The sequence below is a fragment of the Arthrobacter sp. 4R501 genome, from assembly GCF_002929755.1.
GTDB lineage: Bacteria > Actinomycetota > Actinomycetes > Actinomycetales > Micrococcaceae > Arthrobacter.
The window spans coordinates 82,673-105,754 of sequence record NZ_PJIW01000013.1 but is presented as its reverse complement, the minus strand read 5'-3'; the positions used below and the strand labels follow the sequence as shown (position 1 = coordinate 105,754).

The 23,082-nt window shown below is 60.6% G+C and carries 23 protein-coding genes; 4 read left to right on the top strand and 19 right to left on the bottom strand.

Annotated features, from left to right (window positions below):
• Positions 1-24 precede the first annotated feature (24 nt).
• The 13 genes from CXR02_RS14305 to CXR02_RS14245 all read right to left on the bottom strand — a co-directional run bounded on the left by CXR02_RS14305 (position 25) and on the right by CXR02_RS14245 (position 10,251).
• Positions 25-1,056 carry a pilus assembly protein TadG-related protein gene (locus tag CXR02_RS14305; RefSeq protein WP_104062615.1) on the bottom strand — a complete coding sequence of 344 codons (1,032 nt, stop codon included), beginning with the start codon at positions 1,054-1,056 and terminating at the stop codon, positions 25-27.
• Positions 1,044-1,418, bottom strand: coding sequence for a TadE/TadG family type IV pilus assembly protein (locus CXR02_RS14300; protein ID WP_104062614.1), 375 nt, complete (start codon positions 1,416-1,418; stop codon positions 1,044-1,046). Before CXR02_RS14300 ends, CXR02_RS14305 begins: the two co-directional genes overlap by 13 nt.
• A 122-nt stretch (positions 1,419-1,540) precedes the next feature.
• Entirely contained in the window at positions 1,541-1,768 is a 228-nt protein-coding gene (locus CXR02_RS14295; protein WP_104062613.1) for a Flp family type IVb pilin, read from the bottom strand.
• Between the two features lie 258 nt (positions 1,769-2,026).
• Positions 2,027-2,905, bottom strand: a complete 879-nt coding sequence (locus CXR02_RS14290) for a type II secretion system F family protein (protein ID WP_104062612.1) — start codon at positions 2,903-2,905, stop codon at positions 2,027-2,029.
• 9 nt (positions 2,906-2,914) lie between these two features.
• On the bottom strand, positions 2,915-3,703 hold the full coding sequence (locus tag CXR02_RS14285; RefSeq protein WP_258060977.1) for a type II secretion system F family protein: 789 nt from the start codon (positions 3,701-3,703) through the stop codon (positions 2,915-2,917).
• 155 nt (positions 3,704-3,858) lie between these two features.
• Positions 3,859-5,196 carry a CpaF family protein gene (locus tag CXR02_RS14280; protein ID WP_258060976.1) on the bottom strand — a complete coding sequence of 446 codons (1,338 nt, stop codon included), beginning with the start codon at positions 5,194-5,196 and terminating at the stop codon, positions 3,859-3,861.
• Between the two features lie 140 nt (positions 5,197-5,336).
• A complete protein-coding gene (locus CXR02_RS14275; RefSeq protein ID WP_104062609.1) occupies positions 5,337-6,536 on the bottom strand; it encodes an AAA family ATPase in 1,200 nt (399 codons plus the stop codon).
• Complete coding sequence (locus tag CXR02_RS14270) at positions 6,536-7,264, bottom strand: Flp pilus assembly protein CpaB (protein ID WP_104062608.1); 729 nt, start codon at positions 7,262-7,264, stop codon at positions 6,536-6,538. Before CXR02_RS14270 ends, CXR02_RS14275 begins: the two co-directional genes overlap by 1 nt.
• 48 nt (positions 7,265-7,312) lie before the next feature.
• The gene (locus CXR02_RS14265) at positions 7,313-8,284 is read right to left on the bottom strand and encodes a Tad domain-containing protein (protein WP_258060975.1); all 972 of its coding nucleotides are present in this window, start codon (positions 8,282-8,284) and stop codon (positions 7,313-7,315) included.
• Positions 8,285-8,346: 62 nt separating this feature from the next.
• Positions 8,347-8,754 (bottom strand): TadE/TadG family type IV pilus assembly protein, encoded by a 408-nt coding sequence (locus CXR02_RS14260; protein WP_104062606.1) that lies wholly within the window; start codon positions 8,752-8,754, stop codon positions 8,347-8,349.
• 89 nt (positions 8,755-8,843) lie between these two features.
• Positions 8,844-9,038 (bottom strand): Flp family type IVb pilin, encoded by a 195-nt coding sequence (locus CXR02_RS14255; protein WP_104062605.1) that lies wholly within the window; start codon positions 9,036-9,038, stop codon positions 8,844-8,846.
• 114 nt (positions 9,039-9,152) lie between these two features.
• The gene (locus tag CXR02_RS14250) at positions 9,153-9,347 is read right to left on the bottom strand and encodes a Flp family type IVb pilin (RefSeq protein ID WP_258060974.1); all 195 of its coding nucleotides are present in this window, start codon (positions 9,345-9,347) and stop codon (positions 9,153-9,155) included.
• A gap of 280 nt (positions 9,348-9,627) precedes the next feature.
• A complete protein-coding gene (locus CXR02_RS14245; protein WP_258060973.1) occupies positions 9,628-10,251 on the bottom strand; it encodes a prepilin peptidase in 624 nt (207 codons plus the stop codon).
• Positions 10,252-10,590: 339 nt separating this feature from the next.
• Between CXR02_RS14245 and rplM the strand changes: the two genes are divergently transcribed.
• Both rplM and rpsI read left to right on the top strand, forming a co-directional pair.
• A complete protein-coding gene (rplM, locus tag CXR02_RS14240; protein ID WP_058931751.1) occupies positions 10,591-11,034 on the top strand; it encodes a 50S ribosomal protein L13 in 444 nt (147 codons plus the stop codon).
• Positions 11,035-11,072: 38 nt separating this feature from the next.
• A complete protein-coding gene (rpsI, locus tag CXR02_RS14235) occupies positions 11,073-11,579 on the top strand; it encodes a 30S ribosomal protein S9 (protein ID WP_056344277.1) in 507 nt (168 codons plus the stop codon).
• Between the two features lie 266 nt (positions 11,580-11,845).
• Here rpsI and CXR02_RS14230 read toward each other — a convergent pair whose 3' ends face one another.
• The 3 genes from CXR02_RS14230 to CXR02_RS23285 form a co-directional block, all read right to left on the bottom strand.
• Complete coding sequence (locus tag CXR02_RS14230) at positions 11,846-13,603, bottom strand: glycosyltransferase family 39 protein (RefSeq protein ID WP_146072555.1); 1,758 nt, start codon at positions 13,601-13,603, stop codon at positions 11,846-11,848.
• A gap of 176 nt (positions 13,604-13,779) precedes the next feature.
• Positions 13,780-15,018 (bottom strand): bifunctional glycosyltransferase family 2/GtrA family protein, encoded by a 1,239-nt coding sequence (locus CXR02_RS14225; protein WP_104062601.1) that lies wholly within the window; start codon positions 15,016-15,018, stop codon positions 13,780-13,782.
• A gap of 1,592 nt (positions 15,019-16,610) precedes the next feature.
• Positions 16,611-16,985 carry an acyltransferase family protein gene (locus CXR02_RS23285; RefSeq protein ID WP_368784602.1) on the bottom strand — a complete coding sequence of 125 codons (375 nt, stop codon included), beginning with the start codon at positions 16,983-16,985 and terminating at the stop codon, positions 16,611-16,613.
• 156 nt (positions 16,986-17,141) lie between these two features.
• On the opposite strand from CXR02_RS23285, the gene glmM reads away from it, so the two are divergent.
• Complete coding sequence (glmM, locus tag CXR02_RS14210; RefSeq protein WP_104062598.1) at positions 17,142-18,503, top strand: phosphoglucosamine mutase; 1,362 nt, start codon at positions 17,142-17,144, stop codon at positions 18,501-18,503.
• A gap of 59 nt (positions 18,504-18,562) precedes the next feature.
• On the opposite strand, the gene mscL is transcribed toward glmM, so the two are convergent.
• The 3 genes from mscL to coaA form a co-directional block, all read right to left on the bottom strand.
• Complete coding sequence (gene mscL, locus CXR02_RS14205; RefSeq protein ID WP_104062597.1) at positions 18,563-18,952, bottom strand: large conductance mechanosensitive channel protein MscL; 390 nt, start codon at positions 18,950-18,952, stop codon at positions 18,563-18,565.
• A gap of 65 nt (positions 18,953-19,017) precedes the next feature.
• A complete protein-coding gene (locus tag CXR02_RS14200) occupies positions 19,018-19,887 on the bottom strand; it encodes a D-alanyl-D-alanine carboxypeptidase family protein (protein WP_104062596.1) in 870 nt (289 codons plus the stop codon).
• Positions 19,888-19,892: 5 nt separating this feature from the next.
• The gene (coaA, locus tag CXR02_RS14195) at positions 19,893-20,861 is read right to left on the bottom strand and encodes a type I pantothenate kinase (protein WP_104062595.1); all 969 of its coding nucleotides are present in this window, start codon (positions 20,859-20,861) and stop codon (positions 19,893-19,895) included.
• Between the two features lie 298 nt (positions 20,862-21,159).
• Between coaA and glmS the strand changes: the two genes are divergently transcribed.
• Positions 21,160-23,052, top strand: a complete 1,893-nt coding sequence (glmS, locus tag CXR02_RS14190; protein WP_104062594.1) for a glutamine--fructose-6-phosphate transaminase (isomerizing) — start codon at positions 21,160-21,162, stop codon at positions 23,050-23,052.
• Positions 23,053-23,082 lie beyond the last annotated feature (30 nt).

The following is a 23,082-nucleotide window of genomic DNA, read 5'->3' as shown; positions in this document are numbered from 1 at the left end:
TCCGGATCAAGGTTATTCATGTGGCTAACTGGTGAATTCGACGACGGTGGCGCCGTAGGGACTCACGGGACCGAGCACGTAACCGTCAGACAGTGACACGTATTTGACGAAGCTTCCGATAATTCCTCGGCAGTTTCCTGTGCAGGCCTTGGTGCTTCCTACGTGGGCTGCCTCGTTGTGGAAGACAAGGGGGAGGCTAGATCCGCCACTGAACTTCCAGCCCTTGACATTGAAGGCCGCGAACGAAGCGAGGACGTACGAGGCGCCGGAGCCGGTGCCCGTCACCGCTGCGTACACCGGAAGGAGAACTGTGATGTCGCGTCCTGCAGTGAGTTCAGCGGCCCATGTGTTGAGGATGGTGTCGCAGTTCGAGGGACCGTCATTTCCTGTGTCGCTCCCGCTTTCAAGGAGCGCCAGGTTGACGCTGCCGCCGCAGCTGCCCGGATCTTGAACTATCCACCCGAAGCCGCCGGGCACGATGCTGCCTGAGGTCCCTAGCGGACCACAATCCGTGTTTTCGTTTGAGCTGTGGTTTTGGAGCAGTTGGCTTGCGCCGCCGACCATCCCCGCAACCTGGCACACCGAAAAAGCCAAGGGGAACGGGGTGGTTCCTTCCAGCGGACTGCCCCAGCGGACGCTGGCGCTCGCGTTGACTTCCGCACTGGAAATGCCCAAGGCGTTTGCGAAGAGCAGCGTTACCTTGTTTAATTCCCCGCCCTGTTCCTGGGCTCCAGCCGTCACAGTCACCTTGCGGTTCGGTAAGTCCAGGGCGAGGGACTTCACATTACTTCGGCCATCCAGGGCGTTGCTACTCAGAACTGCGGCAGCGAGGGTGGAAGTAGCGGCGCAGTTTGGGTCGGCATTGCTAGTAGCGCATTTCTGGGCCACGAGCAGGGCCGCGGCGTCGGCGCCATTCTGGAGCTGTGCCTTCTCGGAATAGAGCATCCCGACGTCCACGGCAATGGCCGTGAATCCCAAGAGCACCACCATGAGAAGCGCCACAATAACGCTGATGCCGCCGCGTTCCTTTTCCTGCTCCACGTTCAGCCGCCGCACAGCATGACCCCCTTGCCCTTCATGGTGAACGGACCGGCGATTCCGGTCAATGTGCTGAGCGTGTAATTGACGGTCACAGTCATCTGCGCGGTGGGGGTGCAGCTGGCTGTGCTGAATATGATGTTTGAGTCAGCAAGGCCTGGGCTGAGAGAAACGGCAGCGTTCTTGGCCGCTGTGCGGGCTGAGGTCTGGTTGTTGGAGACTGCCATGACCCGCACGCCCTCTCGGGCGGCATTGGTCAGGGAGATTTGAGCGTTGTAGGCACGGCCAAATTCCATGGTGCCCAGCAGGATCATGACAAGGACGGGTGCCAGGATGGCGAACTCGACGGCAACGGCGCCGCGCTCGGAGGCCCTGGACATGTGCTGCCTTTCGCTCAGGCCAATGGTGCGTGACCGCAGAGTGGCGGCGGCCTGATCGCCGCCGCCACTCTGCTGCTGGTTGATGTGTCGGGCACATCAAGGAGGAAGTTAAGGCGCTTGCCTTACGGTGCGCAGGTGCCCGCGGCGCCGGCTGCACCGGCGGTGTATGTGCCGCTGCTGATCGAGCACTGGACCTGGACAAACATGTCTTGCAGCGTGGTTCCGAGAAGGGTCACGGCGACGATGATGACAACAGCGATGAGGCCGACCATGATGCCGTATTCGACGGCGGTGGCGCCCTTTTCGTTGCGCTGGAGGCGGACTGCAAGGTTCGTGTAGAGAGAAAGCATGAGGACTCCTGAGCGAGTTTTGGGTGGCTGGTCCTGCACCAGCTCAAGCACGAAACTAGCAACTCTTGATGCGACGTTGATGAGAACTTGCAACATCCTGTGCCAAGACTTCCTTCGCTGCGCGCTTCCTGCGCTTTGCCTTCGGAAATCCTGTGTTGGCGCTGCGAAACAGTGATTGCCCAGGCACACAAAACGGACCCCCTCGGTTCTGGGTTCCGAGAGGGTCCGGTATTTGGGCGCCGGATGGCGCGGAGCGTCTTAGCTGAAGGCTTCGATGATCTTTATCGCTGCCGGTCCCAAGAGAACGATGAACAGGACCGGGAAGATGCAGAGGAGGAGTGGAAAGAGTACCTTGACTGGCAATTTCATCGCCTTCTCTTCAGCTCGCTGACGGCGCTTAACCCTCGCCTGCTTGGCCTGAGTCCGCAGAACTCTGGCTATGCCGATCCCGTACTTGTCCGCCTGTACCACTGCTCTCACGAAGCTTCGGAGATCCTGAACGGAAGAACGAGCCGCCATCGCCTCGTAAGACTCCTGGCGTGGGCGTCCTACCTGAATGTCCTGCAGCGTGCGCATGAGTTCCTGCGCCAGAGCCCCACCCCCGTAGCCGCCTGCCCTTGCCATGGCAGCTTCGAAGCCCAGCCCGGCCTCTACCGAAATGAGCATCTGGTCGAGGGTGTTAGGAAGTTCCTGTTCAATATCCCTTTGGCGCTTTATGCCTTTGTTGTAGATTAACAAGTCCGGCACGAAGTAGAAGAACGCCGTCAGGAAGAGCCCCAAACCGATGTTCTGCGGCGTGGGGGCCTTTGAGTACAGCAGCAGTCCGAAGGCTGCTCCCGTCAGCGCTAGCAAAGGTTTTGCAATCACTAACCTGTCCAGCGGCATGGAGGTAGGTCGCCCTGCCAGCGACAGCCAGCGGTCGAGCTTGGCCTCGTAGCCCGCCGGCGTCAGTCTTTTGGAAAGATCCAACAGAACCGGGGCGCGCTGCGCGGACACGCTGCCTTCCTGGCTAAAACCCTGTGACAGGTTGCCTTGAACGGCAAGCATTGCTTTCCGGTCCGAACTGACGAGCGCCCATATGAGATAAGACGAAGGCAATACGACGAGTGAAATAAGAAGCCAGGCTATCGGTGTCATTTGGTCCCCCTAGAACTTGATCTTGACGACGCGGCTCATCCAGAAGCCGCCAACCGCGAACATCAGCAGGCCCCCCACAAGCATCACCAGGCCGATAGGATGCTCAACGAATACATTCAGGTATCCGGGGTTGATGAAGGCGAGTATGACGGCCACTCCAACTGGCATGGCCATCAGGACATAAGCGGACATCTTTCCTTCTGCGCTCAAGGAGCGAATCTGGCCCTTGATCTCAGTGCGTTCCCGTATGGTTCCGGCAACCTGCTCGAGTACTTCTGCCAGATCGCCGCCGACTTCGCGGTTGATCTGAATCGCCTGTGCGATCCACCGGAAATCCTCGCTATCCATGCGATCAGCCACATCGTCGAACGCCTGACGGGCGTCCTTGCCGATCCGGGTTTCGTTGACAATACGTAGGAATTCCTCCGAAGTGGGTGCGTCAGCTTCTTGGGCAGCGGCCTCGACGGAGCGCAGGACGCTATGTCCAACACGCAAACCACCAATGAGCATTTGGATCGTGTCGGTGAGCTGAGTTTCAAACTTGGCCCGTCGTTTGTCCCTGAGGACCGTGAGTCCGACCTTTGCCAGGAATGGCGTCGCGACGCCCAGCAAGACGCCGAGAATGGGATGTGTTACCAACGCTCCGAAGGCTGCCACCAGGATCGAGGCCACGGCCACGACCACGGTGAAGTCAGCGGGCGCCATCTTCACGCCCGCGTTGTAGAGTACTTCCCGGTTGTACGGACCTCCTGAATCACCGATCACACCTTCCACTGCCGTAACAGCAGACTGGGACATCCTTGACACGGTGGACTGGTCTGGCTGCTTACTCGGGCGCCTGCGGTCCGCGGGGATTGATCCGTACCGGGGCTTGAATACGACGAAGATCACCAGAACCAGGGCGATGAGGCAAAGCGCAACAGCTACGACGAAAACGATGGGCCTATCCACGCCTATCGCCTCCCTATAGGTGCCACTGCAGCTCCAAATACCGCAGGAGAAACCCCAATCCCAAGCTCAGAGAATCGGTCCAGGAATCGCGGGCGTATGCCGGTGGGAACTGGTTTCCCGAGGAAGCGCCCTTGTGCGTCCATTCCAGCGGAATAGTCGAAGAGGAAGGCATCCTGCAAGGTGACGATCTCGCCTTCCATCCCCTGGACCTCGGTCACATGAGTGACGCGCCTGGACCCATCCCGCAGGCGGGTGACTTGAACAATCAGGTCCACAGCCGATGACACTTGTTCCCGAATGGCTCGCAGGGGCAGGTCCATCCCCGCCATCAGCACCAGGGTCTCCAAGCGGGCGATCGCATCCCGGGGAGAGTTAGCATGGACGGTCGACAATGAGCCGTCGTGACCGGTGTTCATAGCCTGAAGCATGTCCAGCGATTCACCGCCACGAACTTCACCGACGATAATGCGGTCCGGGCGCATACGAAGAGAGTTACGCACTAGATCGCGGATGCCGACTGCGCCCTTGCCCTCAATGTTCGGCGGACGGCTTTCCAGACGGACCACGTGCTCCTGCTGCAGCTGCAACTCGACAGCATCTTCTATGGTCACGATGCGGTCATCCTCAGGGATGAACGAGGACAGCACATTGAGCAGCGTAGTTTTTCCCGTGCCTGTTCCGCCCGAGACGATGATATTCAGACGCGCCCGTACGCACGCGCTGAGCAACTCTGCCATATCCGGTGTAATGGATCCCCAATCGATCAGGTTCTGGACCGTCAACGGCACGTGACTGAACTTCCGGATGGTGAGGGACGGCCCGTTGACTGCGAGTGGCGGGATTATTGCGTTGACGCGGGACCCATCCTCAAGCCGGGCATCAACCAGGGGCGAACTTTCGTCGATTCGACGCCCGACCCGCGACACTATCCGTTCGATGACGGTCCTGAGGTGGTCATCGGAACTGAACCGCGAGCCAGTCAATGTGAGGTGCCCTTGACGTTCGACATAGATCTGGTCGAATCGGTTGACCATGATTTCGGTGATGGACGGATCTTCCAGCATCCGCTGCAGGGGGCCGTAGCCCATCACCTCGTCCGCAATCTCACGGATCAGCCGCCGCCGCTCTTCAGGAGACAGCGGAACTTGTTCCTGGTCGATGACTGTTGAAAGTTCCTCCACCGCCTTGGCTCGGAGTCCATCCTCGGATGACGTCGCATCACCGAAGCGGGTGCCCATGCGCTCAAACAGGGCCTGTGCGGCCCGTTGCTTGAGGCCAGCGAGGGCATCTACAACAGGTGCTGGGTTCCCCCCACCGGAGGATGTCGGCGTCGACAACATTCCGAGTACCGGGGATGGCGAGGATGGTGCCGGGGGCGAGTACGGGACTGGAGCTGCTACGGGTGGCTCAGTTTCGAGTCCGGACGGCGTGGACACCTCAACGTTGTTGTTGCTTATCTTGGAAAGGCGATCTGACAGTTTCACGAGACAACCACCCGTCGGTGAAGTTTGTTATGCGTGGAAGAAACCCAGGCCGGATCAAACCGATCTACCAGTTTCCTGAGGCCCTTGGAGGCTGAATCCCTGGAGTAGCTCTGGAGTATTGGTACGCCGCGATTGGTTGAGAACGGAAGCGACCGGGAGCGGGGAATCACTGCATCAATTGGCACGCCAATTGTTGCTTCAACATCCTGCACAGTTATTCCACTCTTGCGGTCGGCAAAATTCAGGACGGTGTGCCGGCCCTGGGGGAGTAGCTGAAGTTCTCTCAGGACTGCAAAGCACTTATGGAGGCCGCGGATACTGGGCACGTCCATCCCGCAGACCCAGACCCCGTCCGTCGCCAGTTCAAGAGTGGCCAGGCAGTGCTCGCCAAGTCCCGGGGCCGTGTCAACCACTACGTACTTGAACTCGCTGGCAAGCTGATTTAAGAGCCGGCTGACGTGGTCTGCCGTAATGTAGTCCGATTCCGCTGGCGTCCTCGGTCCGCACAATGCATAGATCCCGGCAGGATGGACGGTCAGGAACGCCTTCAAGACCATGGAGTCCTGTGACGCTGCCCCGTGAACCGCCTCCGTGATCGAGTGTTCGGGCTCAAGGAGCAGGCCCGACGCTACATCACCGAACTGCAGGTCCAAATCGACTATGACCACGCTCATGGGAGCAACTTTGCCCAGACCGATCGCCAGATTCGTCGCGATGGTGGTCTTGCCGACGCCTCCTTTTGGCGACATCACTGCGATGACCCTTCCTCGATCATGGCCTCCTTCAGCCGCCGGACCCATTCCACGGCGCCGACTGGCAGATGCAAGACAGGCCCGTTCCAGGAGGACTCGAAGCTCGTTTACGCCGATCTCCGAGGTGACAACGTCTCGGATTCCCGAGTGCATCGCCTTAAGTACGAGCTCGGGGTTGGGTTCTGCGACGAGTAGCAGGCTGATCTCGGGATACTGGAGGTCGAAGACGGTTGCCAGCTTCAGGGCATCGTCAGGGCTTACACCCGGGCCCAGAATGAGTACCTCCGGGGGTGCCCCGTTGAGTTGCTTGAAGACATCGTCAGGGCCGCCTGCCAACACTTCAGGAGAGAGGGTCTGCAACTCCCCGTGGAGCGCCCCCGTAATGGCCTGGCGGACACGTCCCTCGAAATCGCGGACAGCCGTGATGGCCACAAAGCGGCTCATCAGTACAGCCCTCCGAAGGTGGTGACTGGAGGATCGGTTTTCGCCGTCGTGTCGGTCTGCTTGGCGAGCCAGAGGGTTCCGAATTCAGCTCCGAAGACCAGTTTTGCTGCATCTGCGTCACTCCTGGCGACGGTGATGAAGGCCGAACCGTTAGGCATCTCTACGGTCTTCTCCGTGGAGCTTGAACCGGTGCTGTTCTTCGTCTCGGTTGCCGCTTTTTGTACAGCTGTGACAAGGACGTCGTGGAAAAGAAGTCCTGTGGACGGCTGGTCTCCGCTATCGAACGATGAATAGACAGTGACCGTGTCGCCAGCATCCACTCTGCCGCCAAGGATACGTTCCGGAGCGAGCAGGAAAGTAACTTCTTCCATTCCTTCCGGCACCGGCACTGTACCCGGCACCAGGTCGCGGGGATCGACGAGGCGCGCGGCCAGCAATTGCTCACCTGGCTCAAGGCCAGCGGAGGTGACCTTCCCGTCCTGGCCGTCCAACGTTACGAGAGCGCCTTCCGGCACGGCCGATTTCGGCAGGGCCTCGGTCTTGACCTTGCCAGCGAGGTCCGAGATTTTCGTTCCAAGAGGAACGCGTTCCGTAACGACGAGGACGTTTACAGGTTCAAGACCTTCTTGGGCGCGGGCGGCCGCGCCTTGTACGTAAACAAAGAGGAGAATGGCTCCAACGACTGCCAACAGCAATGCAGCTAAGCCTCCCAGTAGGCGTGATTTCACTTCAGTAACTCCTTCATAGATGTGATGGATGAGAGAAACTACATTCCGCTATTCCGTGAGAGCCACCACGGTGCCTCCATAGTTGGGACCGCCACCGGTCGAAAGGGAGTACTCCCCAAGCGAAACGAAGCGGGCAAAAAAGCCCTGAAGTCCTCGGCAGTTACCTGTGCAGCTCGGTGCGGCCGGGTCGACGTGAGTGACTGACGGGCCGCCAAACTTGTAACCCGTTACTTGAAAAGCGGCGAAGCCTATCAGCGAATAGACGGTGTTGTTGCCGTTGCCAGAATTGGAATCGAAGAGTGGAATCAACGCAGGCTGCTCCATGATGTTGGCCAGGATGGCGTCGCACTCGTGCTCCGTGGGAAAGTGATTTCCGGGTTGACCGTTAACATCGGAATCAAGGTCAATGTCCGCCGAACAGCCTTGGGAAACCTCCAACCATCCGAAGCCGCCAGGTCGGTATCCGTTTTCTGCGGCACACCCGGGGACCACTGGCGCGTTTTCGTCGTACCGCAGCAGAATGTGAGTTGCGGAGGGATCTCCAGTGAAATCCCCCGTGGAGTCCAATTCTGCGAGCTGGCTCGCTGAGAGCTGCTTTCTAAAGACGCACTCACTGACTGTCCATGGCAACGTGGAACCAGCGTTCGGTGGGCCCCAGGAAGCTTCAGCGGCGGCGGTGATATCCGCAGTGTCGATGCCCATGACACGGGCAAAGAAGAGTGAAAAGTGATCATCTCCGGAGCCTGCCTCACGGGCGTTCGTTTCGACGCGGACCGTGTTGGCGTCCGGGAAGGTTATGGCTGCGATTCCGCTGGAACTGTCGTTGGCGTTACCGTTGGCCAAGTCGTTGCCTGTTGCCATGAAATCGCCGCAGTCCCCGTTCGCACAGTCTTCGGCGACCGCCAGGGCAGAAAAGTCGGCACCGTTTTGCAGCTGCGCTCTTTCTGAGTACATTGCCCCCACGTCCACAGCAAGGGCCGCCATGCCCAAGAGCGCCACCATGAGCACGGCGACCATCACGGTTGCCGCGCCCTTCTGGGGGTCTTGAAGCTTGCTTGAAGAACTCCTGTGAGATCGCCAGGTCAGCCGCCGCATCTCATCACCCCTACTCCAGTCAATGTCAATGGGAAGATGCCAGGGGCACCAAAGAAGCCGGCATCAAGAAAGCCGGTGAGTGACGGCAAGGTCACGTTGGTAGATACCTGCACGTCGGAACTTGAGGGGCAGCCGCTTGCGTTGTCCGCGACCGTTACGCCCAAGCCTGCGAGGGTGGGCGCTGCTCCGAGTGCCGTTCCCTCTACATCCAGGCTTGCGTCGTTGTAGTGAATGGCTGCATGCCTTGCTCCTTCACGGGCCGCTTGGGTGAGGGAGACCTGGACGTTGTAGACGCGGCCGAACTCTATGATTCCTAAGAGGATCAGCAGCAGTAGTGGGAGGACAATCGCCATCTCAACCGCTACAGCGCCTCTTTCCTTCCTACGTGACTTCATTACGGTCTCCCCAGGGTGTCCAGTTGATTTCGATTGCTAAATTTGAGGGGCTCTGGCGGTAGTGGGCTACCGCCAGAGCCGACGAAGTGCTATATGGCGTTGGAAACAGAAGTGAAAAGACCGGCGATCTGAGGGCCCAGAATAAGGACTGCAGCCATGACCAGGACGGCAATGAAGGCAACCATGATGCCGTACTCAACCATGGTTGCGCCCTTTTCGTCGGACGTGAGCCGGGCTTTGGCGGTGTGAAAAATGGAGCTAATAGTGGCGATGAACGCGTTCATGTCGTGTTCCTTTCATGTAACTAAGACAGGAATCGGATATGGACCGCTGGAGGGTCCTAGGCCGGCTGGCGGACGGTTCGTCAATTGAGAGTCGCCCACCGCCGGCGAAGGCACCTAGAGGGCCGTGGATACCCGAGTGAACAGGGCTGCGATCTGCGGGCCGAGCACGATCACTGCAGCCATCACGACGACTGCGATAAAAGCGACCATGATGCCGTACTCAACCATGGTGGCGCCCTTTTCCTCACGAGTGAAGCGATCCTTGACGCCGGCGATGAAAGCAGTCATTGAGACCATGAGAGAAGTCATTTTGAGTTCCTTAATTCGATGAAATTGATTGGGATATTTTTTCAACGAATTTCCAGCTGCCCCCATAATTTCTTAGCGGCTGGACTTCGCTAAGAAGAGATTGGCACCGGCGTTCCGGGGCAACAATGCGTAGTGGTACTCGACTTTCTGAGGCACGTTTTGCAGGCGTACTCGAACCACCGTGGACGAGTACTCACACGACAGGTGTCCTTAGGAGACCACTACTTGGATTGCCCTCAGGTGCAACATGGAGGGTTGACTCATGGCACGGGCTTTTGGGCTAGAGCATGAAGAGCGCCACACCCGCGGCTGCAGCCAGCATGGAGGGCCCGTGGGCGACTTCCGAGGCCCGTTCAGTACGGTTCCTGCGCACTACAAACAAGGTGACAACGCCGTTCAGTACGAACCCCAACAGGCCGCCGTACAGCAGTTGGGTCCAACCTAGGTACCCCAAGTAGAGACCGACCGGTCCCGCGAGCTTGACGTCGCCCATTCCGATCGCTCCGGGGGAAATTAACCCCAAAATTAGGTAGATGACAAACATGATTGCTGCTCCGGCCAAGGCTCGGAAGAGGCTAGCCCATTGCGATTCTGCAAGAACCGATACGAGGAACAAGGAAAGGCCACCCAAGAACAAGAAGACGACCACGGGGTTCGGCAGCAAATGAAGCGAGAAATCAATTCTTGCCAGCTGCACACCTAAAACGGCAAGAAGAACAAAGGCCGCCAGTGCGGTATCCGGCCCAAAGCGAAACGCAAAGGCGGCGCACACCACACAGGAGAGGATCGCCGTCGCGATTCTGGAGCGCGTACTAGGCAATCCGCCAAGACGGGGGAGGAGCCTGGCAACGACCAGCTCGGCCAGAGGTGACAGAATGAGTCCTAGGAGACCGATGACGGCCACGAACAGCGGTCCTGCCGAGCCAGCCTCACCCCAAGAAGTCACTGCATCCCCTGCTTACGTCGGGCCGGCAGATTGATGGATGAGCGGCCGGCTACCCCATTTTGACCCTGAGGCCCGATTCAAGCTAACATTGGTAGTCGTTGTGCGTGTCCTTTCTCGATGATGCGTGCCCGCTTGAGAATCCGGTTGCAGGATAACTACTCAACGAGCACATTCGGGACTTCAGGATGACTGGTTACATGGAGCCCTCACCTCTGTTCCGGTAGCGCATAGATAGTAGGTGCACACGCTTGAGTGACGCCTAAACAAGAACGCCAGAACAAGAACGAGGCAAAAACCGTGCGTACGTACACCCCGAAGCCCGGCGATATCAACCGCCAGTGGCACGTCATTGACGCCACAGACGTTGTCCTTGGTCGTCTCGCGAGCCAGACCGCAATCCTGCTGCGCGGCAAGCACAAGGCCACCTTTGCGTCCCACATGGACATGGGCGATTTCGTCATCATCATCAACGCCGAGAAGGTAGCCCTGACCGGCGCCAAGCTGGAGCAGAAGCGCGCATACCGCCACTCCGGTTACCCGGGCGGCCTGACCTCCGTCAACTACGCGGAACTCCTGGAGTCCAACCCGGTCCGCGCCGTTGAGAAGGCCATCAAGGGCATGCTCCCCAAGAACTCCCTCGCTGCACAGCAGCTGGGCAAGCTGAAGGTGTACCGCGGTGCAGAGCACCCGCACGCCGCCCAGCAGCCCAAGACGTTCGAAATTTCCCAGGTCGCCCAGTAGTCCTGGCCACCAAACAACTTATCTATACAAGGAGAATCGTGGCTCAGAACGAAGAGACCACCGAGGCCGTTGTGGCTGAGGAAAACCCGACCAGCTACACCTCGGAGAGCGGTCCTGCGGAAGCAGAAGCGCCGAAGAAGGAACGCCCGGCACTGACCGTTGCCGGCGCAGCAGTTGGCCGCCGCAAGGAAGCTGTTGCCCGCGTGCGCATCGTCCCCGGCACCGGCAAGTGGACCATCAACGGCCGTGCGCTGGACAACTACTTCCCGAACAAGCTGCACCAGCAGGACGTCAACGAGCCCTTCAAGATTCTTGATCTTGACGGCGCCTACGATGTCATCGCCCGCATCCACGGCGGCGGCATCTCCGGCCAGGCCGGTGCCCTGCGCCTCGGCATCGCCCGTTCACTGAATGAGATCGACACCGAGAACAACCGCGCCACCCTGAAGAAGGCCGGTTACCTGCGCCGTGACGCACGCGTCATCGAGCGTAAGAAGGCCGGTCTCAAGAAGGCCCGTAAGGCTCAGCAGTACTCCAAGCGCTAAACCCGCTTACACAGAAGCCCGTCCCGCCATTGGCGGGGCGGGCTCCTTTGTGTTTTCGGGCACAGCCATAATGTCGGCGTCGCTCTGGCCAGCGCTCAACCCCATGCTCGCATTCGACGCGGCAGGCCTACCAGCGAGAACGCTTGCAGCAACTCCCGCGGACGTTGTCCGAAGTCGCGCTTCCTCGCTGCACACTCCACCCAATGTCCGCCGGACCAGCACCTACATGGCAGCAGTTGCTTCGGTTCCGAGGCTTTTCTATGACTTCACTGCGTCAAGTCATAGTATTCATGACCTTCGACCGTCTCGACCACAAAGTGGCTCTTGACCCACGCGACTATCCGGGCCGACTCACCTCGGCCTTCGAGCGTGAGCGGAGGCAGGGTCCTAAATACCAATGCGCCTACGCGACCATCTTCGACCCATCCCTGAAAGTCATCCAGAGTGGGGTATGGATCGGTGCCGTCGAAGCCTCCGATAGGGAGTACAGCGCGTCCGCTGGCTAGTTGGAGGTTGGCCGCGGTTTCTGCCCCCACTGTCGCAGCGACCCAGGTGACGGGTTCGTGAGCCTCCTTGACTCGCTCCACAACGCTGGGCGACGGACTGTCGCCAAACATGACCACGGCTACGCTCGCTGGGAGGTCTGGGGATAGCTGGTACCTATCGGGGTGGTCGGTCCGGACGCCAAGAATGCTTGGGCCAGCGATTACACCGGCCCCTACATGCGGCGTTGCCGCAGTGGTGATCGACCACAGCGTTGGCCCCAGAAGGAGGGTTCCCACCAACGACCAAGAGGCGGCCCGGGACACGAGGAGAGAAGGGGGAGGCAGTAACTGAGCAGCGAGCGTGATCCCTCCAACTCCTGCAATCACGAACGGGAGAAAAGGAAATTCTGATGTGGAGCGGACAGTTGTTACAAAGGCGACAACCAGGGACACAGCCAGCGTCCCAGACAAGGCGGCCCGAATCGATATGCGCCCCCTGCGCCGCACGAGATACACGAGGCCGATCGACGCCAAACAACACATTGGCGGCACCGAGGTCAAGGAATAGTACGGATGCAGAATGCCTGACATGTGGGCAACAACCGTGGTGGCAGACACAAACCAAACTGACGTGAAGAGGAGGAGTGCGTTCTTGGCCGCCAAACGGGGGCGTCTCCTTAGATACCACAGCGTGAGGGCGATGCCCACCACAGCAAACGGAATGAACCAACCCATCTGTCCGGAGAATTGGGGTTGTAGGAAGCGGAGGAAGCCAGGGTCAGGGTTTTGGGCTAACGTGGCGGTCGGACCCGAAAGAGTCCGAGAAGCGTCTTCTCCCGTTAGTCGACCCAAGCCGTTGTAACCCAACGCCAGTTCAATTGTGCTGTTATTTCGTGACCCCCCGATGAAGGGACGTTCGGACGGGTTCACCAATTGGACAGCAAGGAGCCACGAGCCGCTGACGACAACCGCCGCGATGCCAGCCGCCGTCAAGTGAAGAAGCCGTTTAGGCCAGGCCGAGGGGGCAAAAACGAGGTAGGTCAGGACCAGCGCCGGTAGGATCAGGCCGATCTGAAGTTGCTTGGTCAGGAATCCCGCACCGACCAAGGCCCCGGCGAGAACCAGCCACTTCGGCTGATGGTGGTCAATGGCTCGAAGCGCGGAGAATGCAATGGCCACCATGAGCAGGATCAGTAGGGCATCCGGATTGTTGTAACGAAACATGACAGTGCTGACCGGGGTCACCGCCATAAACGTGGCGGCGAGCAGCCCGGTCGGGGCGCCGAATCGGTTACGGACAGTCTTGTAGAAAATCAACACGGTCAGTATGCCCATGAACGCTTGAGGGACCAACAAACTCCAGCTGTTGAGGCCGAAGAGCCGGACCGAAATGGACATGACCCAGAGACTTAGAGGCGGCTTATCCACCGTGATGGCGTTTCCGGGATCAGAGGACCCGTAAAAGAAAGCAGTCCAATCTTGGGCGCCGGCCATTGCGGCTGCCGAATAGTAAGAATTCCCCCAGCCGTTGATGTCCAATCCCCACGTATACAGGACCGCGGTCGCTAGGAGTAGGCCGAGGACCGCAGGCCGCTCCCACCACAGGAACGGCCTGGGGGATAGCAGCAGCCGGCGCCAAACAGAGGATTGTTGGCGGGAGAGGCGTGTCTTTTTCTGAGCTGTCGTCCCAGTAGAGGCCTGAATGGCGGGACTCCTCACAGCGCTGAGTCGCTGATTGGTCGCAGCGTGAGTACCGCGGAGCGTTGGTCACCGCGACGGACCCTGAAGACCCAGATACGGAGAAGCACGAACCGCATCAGAGTTGCAAAAACGTTGGCCGCCGTCAGGGTGAGCAGCTCCGAGCTAGGCGAAGCGTCCAGGCTGACCGAATGAAGTACTAGGAGCGACGACGACGTGATTCCCCAAGCCAACAAGAACACGATCAACCCCTGGAACTGCTGTGTAAACAGTTTTGTCGGTCCGCTGATGCCAAACGTGAACCGTCGGTTGGCCGCAGTGTTGCCTATAGCGGTCATGAGCAGGGCCAGGAAGTTGGCTTGTTGGGCGCCGAAGGGACCTACTAGCACAAGATAGAGCAGAGCGAATGCGAGCGTTGACACAACGCCCACGAGGCCAAACCGGACCACCTGGCCGAAGAAGCTGGGACGGCCAGGCGGCACGATTGGCCGCCGGCCGAGCTCAGCATAAATCGCCTGGACAGGAATTGACCCCTTGACCAGCGAACTGGCTACGCGGACCATCCCGCGGAGGTCATCGTACGCGGTCTGCTTGATGTCAACGCGGCTGTCGGGATCATCCACCCAATCAACAGGGATCTCGTGAATACGCAGCCCGGAACGTTCGGCGATGATCAGCAATTCAGTGTCGAAGAACCATCCGTTGTCTTCCACATGCGGAAGCAAAAGCTGAGCGACATCTGCCCGTATTGCTTTGAATCCACATTGGGCATCGGAAAAACGTACCTGCATTGTCCGCCGAAGCAGGAAATTGTAGGAACGAGAAATGAATTCCCGCTTCGGTCCTCGGCTCACCCGTGAACTCTGGCCAAGACGCGTGCCGATGGAAATATCGGAATGCCCTGACAAAAGGGGGGAGACCAACGGCGGGAGCGCGGCCAAGTCGGTGGAGAGGTCTACGTCAAGGTAGGCCAGGACTCTTGCCTCGGAGGCGCCCCATGCATCCCGGAGCGCAAACCCGCGTCCCTTAACTTCCAGACGGCGATATTCGACATTCGGCAATTGCTCGCTGAGTCGAGCCGCAATCACGGGAGTCCGATCGGTGCTTGCGTTGTCGGCGATGGTTATTTTCCACGTCGAAGGCATTTCGTGCGTCAGATATTCGGCGAGCCTTGAGATGCTGTTTTCGAGTACCGCTTCCTCGTTGAAAACCGGTACTACAATTTCGAGCGCCAAGCCCCCATAGCTAGGTGTCATGCATGGAATCGTAGGCGTGCCGAAAGGCCGGGGGCGAGGCTTTTCGGCAAAGACAGGTACTGCCCAGCTATTCCAAGTAGTCGACGTGAACGCTCTGGCCGGAGGGCAGGTAGTGACGGAGTGCGAACACGTAGGGCAGCCGGGAGTTTCGCCAATACAGGTCTTATTCATCCATGCGAATTAAATGGATCAAAGTCACGGCCAACCGTCGGAGCGATACCAAAACTTGCCTGTGCCGCTGTGCCGCTGTGCCGCTGTGCCGCTGTGCCGCTGTGCCGCTGTGCCGCTGTGCCGCTGTGCCGCTGTGGCCCGACTCGACCAATATCTTTAGTCCGTCTCCGTCCGCGCCCTGATGGCGTGCCGCATCAGATGTGGAAAGTGTCCACGACGTTCTCAGACCGGCCTCCGTCTCTGAGGAACAGATCGAAAATCGTGACGGACTCGAGATGCTCGACAGGTAGCTCATCTCGAGCATCTCGACTACCCCGTGGATTGGATCTTGTGTAAGTGACCTGCCTGAATCTAGGGAGAGCGCCGTCGTGAGTCCAAGGTCATGGACTTGTAGGTTCGATGCCAGCGAAAGCGAGGGAGTTTCCCGTTTACAGTTCCTCAAACGGGATTCCCCGGGACCAGCTGCGAGCTGATGAAAACGAGTTTGGGGTTCAATGTATGGGACTTCGGGAACGGCCCGGTTGTTTTTCGAACAGACGTTGATGTGTTCCCGGGCGGGCACTTCCATCCAGGCCGTGTCGGTGAAATGTAGACTCACGCTGTGGACGCGATGATTTCGCAGGGGAGCAGGAGGTCTCGGTGGTGTCAAAGAACTTCGGGGAATGGCTCGCCAAGGAACATCCGTAGTTCTACGTTGCCAGGTGCGCAAGGAGGCTCAGGAACAGGAGGGAGGCTATATGAGACGCCGGTCAAGCCGTGCCACGTGGGATGCATTCTTCGCTATGTTCGGGCCGTTTCACTTCGGCAATATCCTCATGCTCCTATCGATCCTTGTCCTTGTGATCTTCAGGCCCAACGCAGACGATCCCGGAACCTATGGGGCCATTGGCCTAGTGGTTTTGCTCATGATCACGGCAGCTGTCTTCATCATCGGAGGCGGAGGAAGACGATTGTTCAGACTGCTGGAATCTGGGAGGCAAGACCGTAGGCGTATCCAGGCAGGTCTCCCTCTTGAGCCGGAAGAGCCTCAGCCACCAGAAACACCCCCGGCCAACGGCGTGTAAGTGGCGCCAGCCAGGGCTGGTATTGCGCCGGTTGGTCTCAGGGAATCGCCGGACTGCCTATTCTCCGGAGGGCGGCTGGTCTTGGAGGACTCCAGCGGACGCTTTCTTGCGAGTAACCCGAGACCGAAGTACGAATTCTCCTAATCGGTACAGCGGCATGGTTCCCAATAGGTAATCGGCTGTCGGACTTGAAGCGACGGTGGACAGGCAGATGCCCGCTGTGACCACACCGGCAAAAACAAGTCCCGATATCCGGGCGACTCCCTCTAGGCTCCCCAATTTTCTGAAAAGGGACGGAAAGAGTAAGTAGAAAGAAAGCCTCGCATGATAACGACCACGAAACTCCGTTGAACGACGTTAGGAAAGGACTCCCCGGGATCCAGGTCTGGGTGAGCGTGAAGACAAACGGCGCGGCGACCCACCGGGGTTGGATGCGACACTCAACGCGGGAATCCAGATAGCAACGAGCATGGTCAACAAATGAAGGGGCCAGATCCGGGCGACCCGATTCCAATAGAACCGCCCGGGCCGGAAGTTCGGACGGTGCGACCAAGCCAGGACGAATCCGGACAGGATGAAGAAGAAGCTGACACCCGTGTAGCCGTAACCAAATATGGCAAGGCTGTCGGATACCGCGGGGAAATAGAGATGGACGTGGTATAAAACAACAGCCATTGCTGCGAAGAAACGAAGGCCCGTGAGGCTATTCAGTTGAGTGCGAGGTGCTGGCACGCCTACGTCCCCTGCCGTCGGTCCAGATTGCTGCTGTGAGCATAACCTGCATAGTGCGGAACCCCGAGGGATCACGGGCAGACGGATGCCTGAGAAATTTTGAGGGCGACCCCCGGCAAAGCGGTGCGTTTCGCGTCATCCTCTAGACTTGACCCGATGTCTAGATTATTTGGAACAGATGGTGTCCGGGGCCTGGCTAACGGCCTGTTGACTGCCGAGCTGGCGATGAACCTGGCCCAGGCGGCCGCCGTCGTGCTTGGTCATGACCGCAGTACCAGCGGCACCCGGCCGCGCGCCGTGGTGGCACGTGACCCCCGCGCCAGCGGGGAATTCATTGCCGCCGCCGTTGAGGCAGGGCTCTCCAGCTCCGGTATTGACGTCTATGACGCCGGTGTCCTCCCGACGCCGGCCGCGGCCTACCTCGTGGCAGACCTCGACGCCGACTTCGGCGTCATGATCTCGGCCTCCCACAATCCTGCCCCTGATAACGGGATCAAGTTCTTCGCCCGCGGTGGCCAGAAGCTTCCTGATGACGTGGAGAACGCCATCGAGGAGCAGATGGGTAAGGAGCCGCAGCGGCCCGTCGGCAGCGATGTTGGACGGATCCAGCGCTTCTCCGATGCTGAGGACCGCTACATCGTCCACCTCCTGCAGACGCTCCCGCACCGACTCGACGGCCTGAAGGTTGTGCTGGACTGCGCGCACGGGGCCGCCAGCGGCTGCTCACCCCAGGTCTTCAAGGACGCCGGCGCCGACGTCATCGTCATTGGCGCGGAGCCGGACGGCCACAACATCAACGACGGCGTGGGCTCCACCCATCTCGGTCCGCTCAAAGCAGCCGTGCTGAAACACGGAGCCGACCTCGGCATCGCCCATGACGGCGACGCCGACCGCTGCCTCGCCGTGGACCACGAAGGCACAGTGGTGGACGGTGACCAGATCATGGCGATCCTGGCCGTCGCCCTCAAAGCCTCAGGCAAGCTCATCGACGACGTCCTGGTGGCTACCGTCATGAGCAACCTCGGTCTCAAGATCGCTCTCCGCGAGGCCGGCATCAGTATCCGCGAAACAGGTGTCGGGGACCGCTACGTCCTTGAGGAGATGCGCGACGGCGGATACAACCTCGGCGGCGAGCAGTCCGGCCACGTGATCTTCGCCGACTACGCCACCACAGGCGACGGCGTCCTCACCGGGCTCCAGCTGGCCGCGCAGGTCGCCCTGACGGGCCGGACGCTCAAGCAGCTCGCCACTGTGATGACCAAGCTCCCGCAGGTACTCATCAACGTCAAGGGCGTTGACCGCACCCGCGTGGGTAGTTCCGACGCGCTGGCGCAGGCCGTGGTCCTGGCCGAAGCCGAGCTGGGCGATAACGGACGTGTCCTGCTCCGCCCCTCAGGCACCGAGCCCGTTGTCCGGGTCATGGTGGAGGCCGGCGACGAAGCCACGGCCCAGTCCGTCGCCGAGCGCCTTGCCCAGGTGGTCAGGACCGAACTTGCCCTCGAGCTCGTGGCGGACTGACCCGGAAAGCACCAAAAAGAATGGCCGGCCTCCGCAGGGAGACTGGCCATTCTCCTTTGTCAGCGGTCGCTGACCTTCAGCGCATCCCGGATTTCGGTCAGCAGGGCGATCTGCGGGTCTTCCGCAGCCTCTTCCTTGACGTCCTTGTTGATTCCCAACTTGCGGTTACGGAGCTCGATCATGTGGTTCATGGGAAGGACCACCACGAAGTAGATGGAGGCGGCCACCAGCACGAAAGAAATGATGGAGGAGATGACGGACCCATACATGAATCCCTCCCACTGCATCTCTTCAACGCCCTTGGCACTGAACAGACGTCCGATCAGGGGCGTCAGCAGGCCCTGGACGATAGAGGTCACGACGGAGCTGAATGCGGCACCCATCACAACGGCTACGGCAAGGTCAACGACATTGCCCTTCATAATGAAATTCTTGAATCCTGTCAGCATGAGTACCAAGCTAGCGCATCGCCGTTAATAGGGGATGACGCCCGTGCAACACATCAGCACGGTGTTCAGGGGTAACCGGGAGCGGCGTCCAACCCGAAGTACTCCTCCACGGTGCTGATGCCCCTGGTCGCCATGTCGGTGGCAGCTTCCACGCCGATGTACCGCAGGTGCCACGGCTCGTAGTAGTAGCCGGTGATCGGGTGGAGCATCCACGGATACCGCACCACAAATCCGAAGCGGTGGCCGTTCGCCTTCGCCCACACCGCCGCGGGCTGGTCGGCGAAGCACGGCTGGAAGCCGCATGCGCCGCCGCCGTCGCCGATGTCGAACGACCAGCCGGTCTGGTGTTCCGAGTAGCCGGGGCGGGCGCTTGCGGTGTCGGCATCGGCCTGGCCGCGGGCCGCCACATAGCCGTTGTACGTGGCAACCTGTGTGCCGTAGGAGCGGTAACCGCTCGCCAGCGTCATGACAACGCCGTCCAGCGCGGCCGCGGCGAACATCGCTTCCGCGGCAGCCGCCGTCGTGCTGTTCAGCAGGGCCGCCTCGCCCGAAACGGCCAGCGTGACGTTGGGCTGGACCAGATCCGCCGGAACGTAGTCCGCCGGCGCCAGCGGACGGCGTTTGTTGACCACCAGCCACGGGCTCGCCGGATCCGTCAGCGAGAACTGGTGGGGCAGCGCTGCCGACGGCGGTACGGGAGCCTGCGGCGGCGGCTCAGCTGCCGCCGTCGTGCCTTCCTCTGAAGGGACCGCGACGGCGGACGGGGATGTGGAAGTCACTCCAGGTGCAGGGGAGGAGGACGACGGCGTCACCGCGGCGGGTGCCTCCGGCGTGCACGCTGCCAGGACCGTCAGCCCGGCTCCGGCGGCGAGGAAGCGGGCGAAGGAGCGGCGGCTGGCCCCCGCGGGGCCGCCTGCCGCGCAGTCGTGGCACACGTGTGCTAAACCTTCCGCAAAAGCATGCGGCGGATGGTGTGGTCCGCGTCCTTGGTCAGCACCAGCTGGGCGCGGCCACGGGTGGGGAGGACGTTTTCCTCCAGGTTGGGCTCGTTGATGCGCTTCCAGATGTCCCGGGCCGTGCTCTCGGCCTCGGTGGGGGAGAGCGTTGCGTAGCGGTGGAAGTAGGACTCCGGCTGCGCGAACGCGGTGCTCTGGAGCCTGCGGAACCGTTCCACGTACCACTCCTCGATGTAGGAGGTCTTGGCGTCCACATAGATGGAAAAGTCGAAGAAGTCGCTCAGCGCCAGCCCCTGCTTGCCGTCGTGGCGCGGACGGGCCGGGGCCAGCACGTTCAGGCCCTCCACAATCAGCACGTCCGGGCGGCGGACCACCACTTCCTTGTCCGGCACGATGTCATAGGTGACGTGGGAGTACCAGGGTGCCCGGACCTCCTCCGCGCCGCCCTTGATCTCGCTCACAAAGCGCAGCAGCGCGCGGCGGTCGTAGGACTCGGGAAAGCCCTTGCGCTCCAGCAGCTGGCGCCGCTTGAGCTCGGCCAGCGGATAGAGGAAGCCGTCCGTGGTGATCAGCTCAACGTTGGGGGTGCCGGGCCAGCGCCGCAGCATCTCCCGGAGCACGCGGGCGATGGTGGACTTGCCCACGGCCACCGAGCCGGCCACGCCAATGACAAACGGAGTGCGCTGGGTCTGCTCACCCAGGAAGGTGGTGGTGGCGGCGTGAAGCTGGCCCGCGGCCTCCACATAAAGGTGCAGGAGCCGCGACAGGGGCAGGTAGACCTCGCGGATCTCCTTCATGTCCAGGGGATCGCCGAGGCCACGCAGACGGACAATGTCCTCTTCGTTAAGGGGCTGCTCCATCTGGGCGGCGAGCCGGGACCAGGTCTGGCGGTCCAGCTCAACGAACGGGGAGACACCCTCACCGTTCGCTTCATTGCGTTGCAAAGTCACCATAGAGATTCTGCCCCTCGCGCGGCTGAGAGCGAAATGGAGCACCAGGTTGTAACGACTTACAGTCAGGATGCTCGCAAAAGTGTTGTGCTGGCCTCAGGTATTTGTGCACGCGCGGACGGTGCGGTCCTATGCCAAATAATCCATCATTATCGTGATTTCGCAATAATTGTGTCTACGCCCCACGCCGCGGCTACCTCGCCTTTACCGTTCCCGGGATGGCGGATTACATCAGCAGGCATGGAGGTGAGCCTCGTCATCCGGTTTAGATCTCAACCCGGCTGCCGATAAGCTGGAGCCCATGTGTGGAATCGTTGGATATGTGGGCCATTCTGCTGGCCGTGTGAATGCCGGTCACAGTGCGTTGGATGTAGTCCTTGAGGGTTTGCGCCGTCTGGAGTACCGGGGTTATGACTCGGCGGGGGTGGCGGTGGTCTCGCAAGGTGCCATCGAGTCCCGGAAGAAGTCCGGCAAGCTGAGCAACCTCCTTGCCGAGCTGGAAGCTCACCCGCTGCCGGAGACGTTCACCGGTATCGGGCATACCCGCTGGGCCACGCACGGCGGCCCCACGGACCGGAACGCGCACCCGCACCTGTCCGACGGCGGCAAGCTGGCCCTGATTCACAATGGCATCATCGAGAACTTCGCCGAGCTCAAACGTGAGCTGGTGGCCAAGGGCTACGCGTTCGAGTCCGAGACGGACACCGAGGTCGCCGCGGTGCTGCTGGGCGATATTTTCCGCAACAAGCTCGGTGGTGTGGCGTCCGACGGCGGTCTGACGCTGGCGATGCAGTACGCCTGCCAGCGCCTTGAGGGTGCTTTCACGCTGCTGGCGGTCCACGCGGACCAGCCCGATGTCGTGGTTGCCGCCCGCCGTAACTCACCGTTGGTGGTTGGCTTGGGCGAGGGCGAGAACTTCCTGGGCTCTGATGTTTCCGGGTTCATCGATTACACCCGACGTGCGGTGGAGCTGGGCCAGGACCAGATTGTCACCATCACCGCTGACACGGTGGAGATCACCGACTTCTATGGCGCCCCGGCCGAGGGCAAGGAATACCACGTTGACTGGGACCCGGAATCGGCGGAAAAGGGCGGGTTCCCGTCCTTCATGGAGAAGGAAATCCACGACCAGCCCGACGCCGTGCTGCAGACCCTGCTGGGCCGCTCGGACGTCAACGGCAGGCTGACCCTGGATGAGCTCCGCATCGACCCGCAGCTGCTCAAGAATGTCGACAAGATCATTGTGCTGGCCTGCGGGACGTCGGCGTATGCCGGGCAGGTGGCCAAGTACGCCATCGAGCACTGGTGCCGGATCGCCACCGAGGTGGAGCTCTCCCACGAGTTCCGCTACCGGGACCCGATCGTGGACGAGAACACCCTGATCGTCTCCATCTCCCAGTCCGGGGAGACCATGGATACCCTGATGGCTGTCCGTTACGCCAAGGAACAGGGCGCCAAGACGGTCTCGATCTGTAACACCAACGGCTCCACCATCCCGCGCGAATCCGACGCCGTGCTGTACACGCACGCCGGCCCGGAAATCGCCGTGGCTTCCACGAAGGCGTTCCTGGCCCAGATCACGGCCGCGTACCTGCTGGGCCTGTACCTGGCGCAGCTGCGCGGGAACAAGTTCCAGGGCGAGATCAAGGACATCCTGGCGGACCTGAACAAGATCCCGGCCAAGATCCAGCGGATCCTGGACAACGAGGCGCAGATCAAGGAACTCGGCGTGTCCATGGCGGATGCGAAGTCTGTGCTGTTCCTGGGCCGCCACGTCGGCTTCCCGGTTGCCATGGAAGGTGCGCTGAAGCTCAAGGAGCTCGCCTACATCCACGCCGAGGGCTTCGCCGCCGGTGAACTTAAGCATGGTCCGATCGCGCTGATCGAGGAGGGCCAGCCCGTTTTTGTGGTGGTCCCGTCCCCGCGCGGCCGCGACTCGCTGCACGCCAAGGTGGTCTCCAACATCCAGGAAGTCCGGGCGCGCGGCGCCAAGACCATTGTGATCGCCGAAGAGGGCGACGAAGCAGTCAAGGCGTACGCCGAGCACGTCTTCTACATCCCGGAAACCCCCACCCTGCTGGCCCCGCTGCTCAGCACCGTCCCGCTGCAGATCTTCGCCCTGGCCCTCGCTTCGGCCAAGGGCTACGACGTGGACCAGCCGCGCAACCTTGCCAAGAGCGTCACCGTAGAGTAACCGCAGACTCACCGGCCAAGAGTCGGTTGG

Coding starts and splice junctions, on each gene's coding strand:
- CXR02_RS14250 (WP_258060974.1), bottom strand. CDS start 9,347: ATGACTTCTCTCATGGTCTCAATGACTGCTTTCATCGCCGGCGTCAAG.
- CXR02_RS14290 (WP_104062612.1), bottom strand. CDS start 2,905: ATGACACCGATAGCCTGGCTTCTTATTTCACTCGTCGTATTGCCTTCG.
- CXR02_RS14275 (WP_104062609.1), bottom strand. CDS start 6,536: ATGAGCCGCTTTGTGGCCATCACGGCTGTCCGCGATTTCGAGGGACGT.
- CXR02_RS14280 (WP_258060976.1), bottom strand. CDS start 5,196: ATGTTGTCGACGCCGACATCCTCCGGTGGGGGGAACCCAGCACCTGTT.
- CXR02_RS14285 (WP_258060977.1), bottom strand. CDS start 3,703: ATGTCCCAGTCTGCTGTTACGGCAGTGGAAGGTGTGATCGGTGATTCA.
- CXR02_RS14260 (WP_104062606.1), bottom strand. CDS start 8,754: ATGAAGTCACGTAGGAAGGAAAGAGGCGCTGTAGCGGTTGAGATGGCG.
- CXR02_RS14225 (WP_104062601.1), bottom strand. CDS start 15,018: ATGACACCTAGCTATGGGGGCTTGGCGCTCGAAATTGTAGTACCGGTT.
- coaA (WP_104062595.1), bottom strand. CDS start 20,861: ATGGTGACTTTGCAACGCAATGAAGCGAACGGTGAGGGTGTCTCCCCG.
- CXR02_RS14295 (WP_104062613.1), bottom strand. CDS start 1,768: ATGCTTTCTCTCTACACGAACCTTGCAGTCCGCCTCCAGCGCAACGAA.
- CXR02_RS14255 (WP_104062605.1), bottom strand. CDS start 9,038: ATGAACGCGTTCATCGCCACTATTAGCTCCATTTTTCACACCGCCAAA.
- CXR02_RS14300 (WP_104062614.1), bottom strand. CDS start 1,418: ATGTCCAGGGCCTCCGAGCGCGGCGCCGTTGCCGTCGAGTTCGCCATC.
- glmS (WP_104062594.1), top strand. CDS start 21,160: ATGTGTGGAATCGTTGGATATGTGGGCCATTCTGCTGGCCGTGTGAAT.
- glmM (WP_104062598.1), top strand. CDS start 17,142: ATGTCTAGATTATTTGGAACAGATGGTGTCCGGGGCCTGGCTAACGGC.
- mscL (WP_104062597.1), bottom strand. CDS start 18,952: ATGCTGACAGGATTCAAGAATTTCATTATGAAGGGCAATGTCGTTGAC.